Origin of the sequence: Leisingera sp., from assembly GCF_034669605.1 — a bacterium.
Classification (GTDB): Bacteria; Pseudomonadota; Alphaproteobacteria; order Rhodobacterales; family Rhodobacteraceae; genus Leisingera.
Map to the genome: position 1 here is coordinate 1 of NZ_JAXMOX010000181.1, position 9505 is coordinate 9505.

The 9505-nt window shown below is 60.8% G+C and carries 12 protein-coding genes and 1 pseudogene; 6 read left to right on the forward strand and 7 right to left on the reverse strand.

The window, feature by feature from the left end:
- The 3 genes from VOI29_RS19010 to def (VOI29_RS19020) all read right to left on the reverse strand — a co-directional run.
- Window positions 1-436: methionyl-tRNA formyltransferase (locus tag VOI29_RS19010; RefSeq protein ID WP_323782308.1), on the reverse strand; the 436-nt coding region annotated here is incomplete at its 3' end.
- A gap of 100 nt (window positions 437-536) precedes the next feature.
- The gene (gene def, locus VOI29_RS19015) at window positions 537-1034 is read right to left on the reverse strand and encodes a peptide deformylase (protein WP_323782311.1); all 498 of its coding nucleotides are present in this window, start codon (window positions 1032-1034) and stop codon (window positions 537-539) included.
- A 13-nt stretch (window positions 1035-1047) separates the two neighbouring features.
- Window positions 1048-1566 (reverse strand): peptide deformylase, encoded by a 519-nt coding sequence (gene def, locus VOI29_RS19020; RefSeq protein ID WP_323782314.1) that lies wholly within the window; start codon window positions 1564-1566, stop codon window positions 1048-1050.
- Between the two features lie 99 nt (window positions 1567-1665).
- Between def (VOI29_RS19020) and VOI29_RS19025 the strand changes: the two genes are divergently transcribed.
- A complete protein-coding gene (locus tag VOI29_RS19025; protein ID WP_323782317.1) occupies window positions 1666-2838 on the forward strand; it encodes a PatB family C-S lyase in 1173 nt (390 codons plus the stop codon).
- A 2-nt stretch (window positions 2839-2840) separates the two neighbouring features.
- A complete protein-coding gene (locus VOI29_RS19030) occupies window positions 2841-3368 on the forward strand; it encodes a L,D-transpeptidase family protein (protein ID WP_323782320.1) in 528 nt (175 codons plus the stop codon).
- Window positions 3369-3386: 18 nt separating this feature from the next.
- Here the strand turns inward: VOI29_RS19030 and VOI29_RS19035 are convergent, their stop codons facing one another.
- A complete protein-coding gene (locus VOI29_RS19035; RefSeq protein WP_323782341.1) occupies window positions 3387-3755 on the reverse strand; it encodes a hypothetical protein in 369 nt (122 codons plus the stop codon).
- A gap of 216 nt (window positions 3756-3971) precedes the next feature.
- On the opposite strand from VOI29_RS19035, the gene VOI29_RS19040 reads away from it, so the two are divergent.
- From VOI29_RS19040 to VOI29_RS19055, 4 genes are all read left to right on the forward strand, one after another.
- A complete protein-coding gene (locus tag VOI29_RS19040; RefSeq protein ID WP_323782323.1) occupies window positions 3972-4946 on the forward strand; it encodes a glutathione S-transferase family protein in 975 nt (324 codons plus the stop codon).
- A gap of 148 nt (window positions 4947-5094) precedes the next feature.
- Complete coding sequence (locus VOI29_RS19045) at window positions 5095-6057, forward strand: threonine-phosphate decarboxylase (protein ID WP_323782326.1); 963 nt, start codon at window positions 5095-5097, stop codon at window positions 6055-6057.
- Window positions 6054-6965 carry an adenosylcobinamide-phosphate synthase CbiB gene (gene cbiB, locus VOI29_RS19050; RefSeq protein ID WP_323782329.1) on the forward strand — a complete coding sequence of 304 codons (912 nt, stop codon included), beginning with the start codon at window positions 6054-6056 and terminating at the stop codon, window positions 6963-6965. The genes VOI29_RS19045 and cbiB overlap by 4 nt, the downstream gene beginning before the upstream one ends.
- 46 nt (window positions 6966-7011) lie before the next feature.
- Window positions 7012-8181 (forward strand): lytic murein transglycosylase, encoded by a 1170-nt coding sequence (locus VOI29_RS19055; protein ID WP_323782332.1) that lies wholly within the window; start codon window positions 7012-7014, stop codon window positions 8179-8181.
- Here VOI29_RS19055 and VOI29_RS19060 read toward each other — a convergent pair.
- The 3 genes and pseudogenes from VOI29_RS19060 to VOI29_RS19070 all read right to left on the reverse strand — a co-directional run.
- A complete protein-coding gene (locus tag VOI29_RS19060) occupies window positions 8178-8534 on the reverse strand; it encodes a hypothetical protein (RefSeq protein WP_323782335.1) in 357 nt (118 codons plus the stop codon). The two genes, VOI29_RS19055 and VOI29_RS19060, sit on opposite strands and share 4 nt — an antisense overlap.
- Window positions 8535-8592: 58 nt before the next feature.
- The gene (locus tag VOI29_RS19065) at window positions 8593-9060 is read right to left on the reverse strand and encodes a YbjN domain-containing protein (RefSeq protein WP_323782338.1); all 468 of its coding nucleotides are present in this window, start codon (window positions 9058-9060) and stop codon (window positions 8593-8595) included.
- 59 nt (window positions 9061-9119) lie between these two features.
- A pseudogene (locus VOI29_RS19070) lies at window positions 9120-9505 on the reverse strand (chromosome segregation protein SMC); the annotation flags it as partial.

The window sequence follows — 9505 nt, forward strand, 5'->3', positions numbered from 1 at the left end:
GGCCGGTGTCGAGCCCTGCCTCCATTTGCATAATGCAAACGCCGGTTTCTGCATCACCAGCCATGATCGCGCGATGGATCGGCGCCGCGCCGCGCCAACGCGGCAGCAGGCTTGCATGGATGTTGACACAGCCGTATTTCGGCGCATCCAGGATCACTTGCGGCAGGATCAACCCGTAGGCCACAACCACAGCGACGTCCGCCTGCAGCGCAGCAATTGCGTCCTGCACCTCCCCGCCTCTAAGCGAGACCGGGTGACGCACGTTCAGCCCCAGAGCCGCGGCGCGGGCATGAACGGGCGCGGGGCGGTCTTTCTTGCCGCGGCCAGCCGGCCGCGGCGGCTGGCAGTAAACGGCAGCAATTTCGTGCCCTGCATCGACCAGCGCATCCAGCACCGGCACCGAAAATTCAGGCGTTCCCATAAAGACAATGCGCATCAGTCAATCCGTCCGTACCCCGGTTGCCATGCCGCGCCTGCCGTGGGGGCCGGTCCGGACGCGCATCGGGCCGCATACGGCCCGGCAGTAGAAATCAGTGTCAGCCGTTAAGCTTTTTCGCCTTACGGGTCAGCATATCGCGTTTCACCTTGCTTAGATGGTCGAAATACATCTTGCCGTTCAGATGGTCGATCTGGTGCTGCACCGAGGTCGCCTCGATCCCGACGAAATCCTTGCGGTCGACCATGCCCTGCTCGTTGGTGAAACGAACGGTCACGGCGCGCGGGCGTTTGATCCTGGCCGAAACACCCGGCAGGTTAGGACTCGCCTCGTCATGTTCGCGCACCTCGATCGAGGAATGCAGGATCTCCGGGTTAGCCAGCTTCACCGCGCGGCCGCGCTCGGCAGAGCCGTCCACCACAGCCAGCCGCAGCATCACACCGATCTGATTGGCAGCAAGGCCAACACCGGGCATCGCGTCCATGGTGTCGATCATGTCGCCCCAGATTTCCCGGATTTCGTCAGTTATTTCGCTTACTTCTTCGGCCTTGGTGCGCAGGCGCTTGTCAGGCCAAGGCAGGCAGGTGCGGACGGTCATGTCGGATATTTCCTCAGGCGCGGGCGCGTTCGCGCTTCAGCTTCTGCATCTTGCGCGTGATCATCTGGCGCTTCAGCGGCTTCAGGTAATCAATGAACAGCTTGCCGTTCAGATGGTCGATCTCATGCTGCACGCAGGTCGCCCACAGCCCGTCAAACGTCTCAGCTCTCGCGTTGCCGTCGCGATCCATCCATTCGACTTCAACCACCTTGGGCCGGGTGACTTCGGCGTATTGATCCGGGATCGACAGGCAGCCTTCCTCATAAACGTTGGTGTCGTCGGAGGCGGACAGGATTTGCGGATTAAACATCACCAGCGGACGCGCATCACCGTCTTCTTCCTTGACGCAGTCCAGCACGATCAACCGTTGCAGAATTCCGATCTGCGGCGCCGCCAGCCCGATGCCGGGGGCCGCGTACATAGTTTCCAGCATATCATCCGCCAGGACGCGCAAATCGTCGCTCAGGTCCGGCACAGGCACGCAGAGCTTCTTCAGGCGGGGGTCGGGATGGATCAGTATCTGTCGTTTCATAAAGTCCATTTATGCGATCAGCGGTTCCATCGCAACGCCCCCCTTGCTTATGCCGCTGCAGCGATTAGCTTCGCCTACAATGATACGGGAGTTCACCATATGAATTTTGACAAGATCACCGACCGCCGCGGCACCCATAGCTCAAAATGGGACAAGATGGAGGCATTGTACGGTCTCTCCCCGCAGGACGGTCTGGCGATGTGGACAGCCGATTCCGACTACGAAACCGCCCCTAGCGTGATTGAAGCAGTCAAAGCCGCCGCCGAGCACGGCGTGTTCGGCTATTCCTGGCAGCACCCGGAGTATCTGCAGGCAGTTCAATGGTGGATGAAGACCCGCCACAGCTGGGACATTGAGACCGATTGGGTGCTGACCTCGCAGGGGCTGGGCAATGCCATTGCCCTCTGCCTGGATGTCTGGAGCCAGCCCGGCGACGGCGCAGTTATCTTCTCGCCCGTTTATCATGAATTTGCACACAAGGTGAACAAGACGGGGCGCAAGGTTACCGAATGCCAGCTGGCGCGCGACGGCGACACCTACAATCTGGATCTGGATGATGCGCAATCGCGCCTGAACGGAACCGAAAAACTGCTGTTGTGGTGCTCGCCGCAGAACCCGTCAGGCCGGGTCTGGACAGTGGAAGAACTGCGTGCGGTAGCCGATTTTGCCAAGCGCAATGGGCTGATCCTAATCTCCGACGAAATTCACCACGATCTGGTCTATCCCGGCAGCACCTTTGTCCCAATGGACGTGGCGGCCCCCGACGCACGCGCCTGGACTGTCACGCTGACCGCCCCCTCCAAAACCTTCAACATTGCCGGCCAGCGGACCGGCAACATGATCATTCCGGATCCGGATCTGCGCACCGCGATGCGGCACAGACAGAACACGCTGGACTATGACCCCAGTGCACTTGGCGTTGCCATGATCACCGCCGCCTATTCCCCGGAAGGCGCTGAATGGGCCGATGCGCAGATCGCCCATTTGGAGGGCAACAGAAAACTGTTTGATGAGACCGTGAACGCATTACCCGGTCTTAAATCCCTGCCGTTGCAATCAACCTATCTGGCCTGGGTGGATTTTTCCGGCACTGGCATGAGCCGCGCGGAGTTTATCAGACGGTTGCGTGAAGACGCCAAAATCGCCACCTCGCCCGGTGATGGCTTCGGCGCCGGCGGTGAGTTCATGGAGCGTTTCAACCTCGCCACCCAGCGCTCGCGCGTTGAGGACGCGTGCCGCCGCCTGACTGCGGCGTTCTCGGACCTGCAGTAATCATGAAGCGCCTGCTGCGCCTCGTGGCGCTGGTTGTTTGGACCGGCGCCGCCTGGATTGCGTGGCAGACCTTTGCGCCGCTCCCCGCGCCGCCGCCATCCGCAGCAACGGACCAAATCGACCGCATCCTGATCGAAAAATCCGCCCGCCGCCTGACCGCCAGCCGCGACGGGGAGACGGTGCTGGAATTCCCTATCGCGCTAGGGTTCGCGCCGGCCGGCGACAAATTTCAGCAAGGCGACGGCAAAACGCCTGAGGGCATTTTTCTGATCGACCGGCGCAACCCGAACAGCGCCTATCATCTATCGCTGGGGATCAACTATCCGCTCCCCGAGGACATGGCGCAGGCCAAGGCCGCAGGTGTCAGTCCCGGCGGCGACATCTTTATCCATGGGCAACCGAATTCCATTGGCGGCCTTGCCACCCTGTTAAGCGATTGGACGGCGGGCTGCATCGCAATCAGCAATGACCAGATGAAAACGCTTTGGCGGCTTGCCAGGATCGGGACGGAAGTGGAAATCCGCCCCTGACACCCCGTGCATCCGGTGTCAGATCTTGCCTTGCGACTGATCGAACGGGATCAGTCCGGCAGGTCCACCTGGTGATTCATAAAAATCCAGCGGCGCCTTGTCCGCAGCCGGCGTCGAGCGCTTGAACTCATAGCGCATCTCTCCGCCCTCTTCCTCACTGGCGACGATCAGGCATTGCGACAGGTGCCGCGCGCCATCGTAAAGATCCACCAGACCGCGCAGCATCGGTGCGGTTTCTGCTTCAACCGAAAAGCCCGTCTTCCACATCCGCAAAACCGGAACCAGTTCATTGTCCGCCATCACCCGCAGACGGTTCCTCTTGCGCATCCCCTGAAGGCGGGCAGTGTCCAGCGCTTCCTGCACGGCTTTGGGCACATATGTGTTCATCATTCAGGCCTTCCAAATGCATAGGTTCTCTTGGAACCTTCTATTCAACGGTGCGTCACAAACAGATAAAATCAAGTGAACATTTTCGAAAATTTGACGGTCGCGCAATTTTGTTGCTCTTGTGCAGTAGCGCAGATGGCTTGCGCGCTGCGTTGCGTAGGCGCGAAGCCGGAGGAGGCTTATGTTTGGTCCGGCACAGCAGCAGGAGCAGACACGATGGGCCTTTTGATTGACGGGAAATGGCACGACCAATGGTATGATACTGATTCCACTGGCGGTGCCTTTAAACGCAGCGAATCGCAGTTCCGCAACTGGATCACAGCGGATGGCAGCGCCGGTCCTTCGGGCGAAGGCGGGTTCCGAGCAGAAAGCGGACGGTATCATCTATATGTGTCGCTCGCCTGCCCCTGGGCTCATCGCACGCTGATCTTCCGCAAGCTGAAGGGGCTGGAGGACCACATCTCCGTTTCCGTGGTGCATCCCCATATGCTGGGCGAAGGCTGGGCCTTTGAAACGGACGATCATGGCGCAACCGGAGACACTTTGTTCGGCAATTCGCACATGCATCAGATCTACACCCGCGCCGATTCAGGCTATACCGGCCGGGTGACCGTCCCGGTGCTGTGGGACAAGGCACAGGATACCATCGTTTCCAACGAAAGTGCCGAGATCATCCGGATGTTCAACGCGGCCTTCAACGGGATCACCGGCAACACCGAGGACTACTGGCCGGAGGAGCTGCGCGAACCGATCGAGGCTGTCAACGCCCGCATCTACAGCACCATCAACAATGGCGTCTACAAATGCGGCTTCGCCACCTCACAGGAGGCTTATGACACAGCAGTCGAGCCGCTGTTTGAAAGCCTGGACTGGCTGGAGGACCTGCTGTCGCAACACCGCTACCTGCTGGGGGAACGCCTGACCGAGGCCGACTGGCGGCTGTTCACCACCCTCCTGCGGTTTGATCCGGTCTATCACGTGCATTTCAAATGCAACCGCAAGCGGCTGGCAGACTACCCTAACCTCTGGGCCTACACCCGCGAGCTGTATCAATGGCCGGGCGTGGCGGGGACAGTCGGCATGCAGCATATCGTGCGCCACTATTACTACAGCCATGAGACCATCAACCCGCACCGGATCATCCCGGTCAACCCGGATATCGACTGGCAAGAACCGCATCGGCGCGGCTGATCCGCCGCGCGCAGCCACCAAACAGGCCTTTTCGGTTGATACCGCTATAATTAAGGAGTTCACGCCTCGCCCTGGTTGCTTTATGAACCGCTGTGTCTGATTTAAAGTCCGACCCGTTCGGAGCAACACTCAACCGGTGGCGACCGCGATGCTTGAACTTCCGCTCGAGAATGCAGCCCCATCCAGGGACCACGGCGGCAACCTGAGCGTTGCCAGGGCAGAGTTCGGTGGCAACCGCGGCGATTGGATGGATCTGTCCACCGGTATCAACCCGCACCCCTATCCGCTGCCGGACTTTACAGCCGGAGACTGGAACGCCCTGCCGGACGCCGATGCGCTGGCCGTTCTCGAACGCGCCGCGCGGTCGTTCTGGAACATCCCGGAACAGGCCGCGGTCCTCGCCGCCCCCGGCGCATCAGCCCTGATCGCGGCCTTGCCTGCACTGGCCGCGCCGCGCTGGGTGCAGATCACCAAACCGACCTACAACGAACACGCCGCCGCTTTTGAAGCCCGTGGCTGGAAGATTCGCGTGGATGGCCCTGCTGAGGCCCGCGTGGCGGTGCACCCAAACAATCCCGATGGCCGCCTGTGGCGTGAAGAACAGCTCGCTGCACCGCTGACTATTATCGACGAGAGCTTTTGCGACGTCTGCCCGACGGAGAGCCTTATTCGCATGGCCGCCCGGCCCGGTGTCATTGTCCTGAAAAGCTTTGGCAAATTCTGGGGCCTCGCCGGCCTGCGGCTGGGCTTTGCGATTGGCGATCCGAAATTGATCGCTGCTCTGTCAACCTGGCAGGGCCCATGGGCGGTTTCGGGCCCGGCCCTGCGCACTGGCGCGCTGGCCCTGCAGGACCGAAGCTGGGCCGACGCCACCCGCATCCGGCTCAGGGCGGATGCCGCGCGGTTGGATGGGATGGTGCTTGCCAAGGGTGCCAGCCTGGCCGGCGGCACTGACCTGTTCCGGCTCTACACTGTTGAAGACGCCGCGGCCTGGCAGGAAAAGCTGGCCCGCGCCCATATCTGGAGCCGCATCTTCCCCTATTCCAAAACCTACCTGCGCCTGGGCCTGCCGCCCGCGGACGGCTGGGACCAGCTGGAGGCTGCGCTATGACCACTGCGGCCATGCTGTCGGTTGCCCTTGTGCTGGATGCCGTCATCGGCGAGCCGAAATGGCTGTGGACGCGTGTCCCCCATCCTGCCGTTCTTATGGGAAAACTGGTCGGTATGCTCGACCGCAAGCTCAATACCGGGCCCAACCGCCGCGGAAAGGGCGTGCTGGCCGCTCTGGCGCTGGTACTTTGCGGTTTCACCGCGGGCAAGCTGCTGTCGCTGCCGGGGGGACTGATCGAAATCCTGGTGGCTGCCATCCTGATCGCGCAGCGTTCGCTGACTGAACATGTCACTGCCGTTGCCAATGGCCTGCGCAGCAGCCTGCAGGACGGCCGCGCGGCCGTGGCAATGATCGTCAGCCGCGACACCACAGCTATGACAGCCCCGCAAGCCGCCCGTTCCGCCATCGAAAGCGGCGCCGAGAACTTGTCGGACGGTGTCATAGCGCCCGCCTTCTGGTTCCTGATTGCCGGACTGCCCGGGCTGATCATCTACAAGATGGTCAACACTGCCGACAGCATGATCGGCTACCAAAACGACCGCTATCAGGACTTCGGCTGGGCTGCCGCCCGGCTGGACGACCTGCTGAACCTGGTCCCCGCCCGGCTGACCGGACTGTTGATTGCCCTGGCCGGGGGGCAGCTGCGGCATTGGAGGGCCATCGCCACAGACGCGAAGAAACACCGGTCCCCCAACGCCGGCTGGCCCGAAGCTGCCATGGCCCGGGCGCTGAACAGCGCGCTGGCCGGCCCAAGATCCTACGACGGACAGATGCGCGACTTCTCCTGGATCCATGCGGATGGGGCCAAAAGCACCAGCGCCGAAACCATCACCCGCTCAGTCGCCTTGCTTTGGCGGACTTGGGCAATTGCCTTGGCTCTCACGGTTGCCATCGCTGCCGTTTTCTAGCACATAAGACCCTATGGGAGCGGTAAGACCAAGGAACGCCAGAATTATGCGCCTATTACCCTTCGTCCTTGCAGCGGGGTTGCTGCCTGCGGCAGCAACTGCCCAGTGCGGCGGCGGCTTTCAGAATTTCGTAAAGCTGATGAAAGATGAGGCGGTGCAGGCCGGCTTTGATACTGCCACTGTCCACGCTTTTTTCTCTGGCACCCGCCAGGATGCCGCCGTGCTCAAGGCCGACCGGGCCCAAAGTGTGTTCCAGAAGCCCTTCATCGAATTCACCCGCCACCTGATCTCGCAATCCCGGATCAAGCGCGGGCGCCAGATGGCCCAGAAACATGATGCCACTTTCCAGCGGATTGAGAACACCTATGGCATTGACCGCGGTGTGCTGCTGGCGTTCTGGGCCTTCGAGACCGACTACGGCGGCAATCAGGGTGATTTCAACACCCGCGATGCGCTTGTCACGCTGGCCCATGATTGCCGCCGCCCGGAGCTGTTCCGCCCGCAAGTCTTCTCGGCGCTGGAACTGTTCAGCCAAGGTAATTTCGACCCCAAACGCACCACAGGCGCATGGGCGGGCGAGATCGGCATGGTGCAGATGCTGCCTGGAGACATTTTGAAATATGGCGTCGATGCCGACGGCGATGGCCAGGTCAGCCTGAAGACATCCGCCGCCGATGCACTGATGTCGGGCGCGCGAATGCTCTCGCATCTGGGTTGGCAGCCTGGGCAGCCCTGGTTGCAGGAAGTCAGCATCCCCGAGGATCTCGACTTGACGCTGACGGGCACTGCACGCAAGAAATCCATTGCCCAGTGGCGCAGTCTGGGAGTCTCGGCGCGGGACGGCAAACTGCCCGATCCGTCCTTGCGCGCTTCGCTGCTGCTGCCGCAGGGCCACAAGGGGCCGGCCTTCCTCGCTTATCCCAACTTTGAAGTCTACTTTAAGTGGAACCAGAGCTTTACCTATGTCCTCACCGCAGCCTATTTTGCCAACCGGCTGGAAGGCGCAGAGGTCTATAGCGCCGGGCAACCCGAGAACGGATTAAGCGGCACTCAGATGAAGCAGCTGCAGCATAAACTACAGGCCCGCGGCCATAACGTTGGCGATATCGACGGCATTCTTGGCGCCCGCACCCGGGTTGCCGTGCAAAAAGAGCAGGCCCGCCTCGGCCTGCCCGCCGATGCCTGGCCGACTCCGGTGTTGCTGCAGAAGCTTTAACGCACCGGGAACCGCTCGCCTCTTTCCGTTATCAGGATAACGCGGCTGCCGTTGCGCACATACAGATCGCAACGGTCAAACCCGTTGGCGAACTCCACGCAGATGCTACCGTCCCCGGCAACCCGGTAGGTGCCCCAGGCAGTACCACCGCCATTCTCCGCCGAGTAAGTATAAGCATAGGCGCCATCGCTGCCGTACAGCGACTCGCCGCCGTCATAAAAGCGAAAAGACTGCCCCGCCAGTGCCTCCAGTTCGCCTTGCACCAAGGGGATGTCGCCGGGACGCAGCGGCCAATCGCCGGCTAAGGCGCTGCCTGCCATCAGAGATAAGAAAAGGGGCATGATCTGTTTCATGCCCCGACTTTAGCGGTTCACTTGTTAAGTCCGGGTCACAATCCAGTGACAGGTGGATTTACCAGTCGATGAAGGCTTCAAAATCCTGCATTGCGCGGTTCCAGATCCCCACGGCCTGGGCAAAATCATCCGGACTCATCCCATTGCTGCCCAGCAACACATCCATCTCGATCCGGGCTGAACCCTCTTCCGAGACATAACCGCGGGCAAAACGGTTTTCATTGTTCCACTCGTTTATCTTGGACAGGCGCACGCTGCCATCTGTCTGATAGCCGGAAAAGAACTGGATGGCCTCGCAATTGAGGTTGTTATCGCAACCGTAGTAATAGACCGAGAAATCGTTCCCGTAGTACTCAACTTTCAGGTTAGGGTCGCCAACGCTATCGGTGGTTACTTCAACCTCGGCTCCCTCATCCTTGAAGAAGTTGGCAACACTATCGCCGGTCTTGGCCACCACATTCTGGGCCGTCGCGGCAACCGGCATCATCAGGACCGCGGATGCGGCAATTGCTTTGAGTATATTCATTCGTCACCCCACTGGGAAATTTCACAACCAAGAGCACCAATTCCATGAGTGCCTCTGCGTCAGGCCACCATCGCCTCTGCTTTCTTCAGGTCAACCGAAACCAGCTGGCTGACGCCCTTTTCCTGCATGGTGACCCCAAACAGCCGGTCCATTCGCGCCATCGTCACCGCGTGGTGAGTGATGATCAGGAAACGGGTGTCAGTCTGGCGGCACATCTCGTCCAGCAGATCGCAGAAGCGGGTCACATTGGCATCATCCAGCGGCGCGTCAACCTCGTCCAGCACGCAGATCGGCGCCGGATTTGACAAAAACACCGCAAAGATAAGCGCCATTGCCGTCAGCGTCTGCTCGCCGCCTGACAGCAGCGACAGGGTCGACAGCTTCTTGCCCGGTGGCTGGCACATGATCTCAAGGCCAGCATCCAGCGGGTCATCGCTTTCGACCA

Bases quoted from the DNA above. Each gene is read 5' to 3' on its own strand.
- VOI29_RS19030 (WP_323782320.1), top strand. From the start codon at position 2,841: ATGAAGCGCCTGCTGCGCCTCGTGGCGCTGGTTGTTTGGACCGGCGCC.
- def (WP_323782311.1), bottom strand. From the start codon at position 1,034: ATGACCGTCCGCACCTGCCTGCCTTGGCCTGACAAGCGCCTGCGCACC.
- VOI29_RS19040 (WP_323782323.1), top strand. From the start codon at position 3,972: ATGGGCCTTTTGATTGACGGGAAATGGCACGACCAATGGTATGATACT.
- VOI29_RS19025 (WP_323782317.1), top strand. From the start codon at position 1,666: ATGAATTTTGACAAGATCACCGACCGCCGCGGCACCCATAGCTCAAAA.
- cbiB (WP_323782329.1), top strand. From the start codon at position 6,054: ATGACCACTGCGGCCATGCTGTCGGTTGCCCTTGTGCTGGATGCCGTC.
- VOI29_RS19060 (WP_323782335.1), bottom strand. From the start codon at position 8,534: ATGAAACAGATCATGCCCCTTTTCTTATCTCTGATGGCAGGCAGCGCC.
- def (WP_323782314.1), bottom strand. From the start codon at position 1,566: ATGAAACGACAGATACTGATCCATCCCGACCCCCGCCTGAAGAAGCTC.
- VOI29_RS19065 (WP_323782338.1), bottom strand. From the start codon at position 9,060: ATGAATATACTCAAAGCAATTGCCGCATCCGCGGTCCTGATGATGCCG.
- VOI29_RS19035 (WP_323782341.1), bottom strand. From the start codon at position 3,755: ATGAACACATATGTGCCCAAAGCCGTGCAGGAAGCGCTGGACACTGCC.
- VOI29_RS19045 (WP_323782326.1), top strand. From the start codon at position 5,095: ATGCTTGAACTTCCGCTCGAGAATGCAGCCCCATCCAGGGACCACGGC.
- VOI29_RS19055 (WP_323782332.1), top strand. From the start codon at position 7,012: ATGCGCCTATTACCCTTCGTCCTTGCAGCGGGGTTGCTGCCTGCGGCA.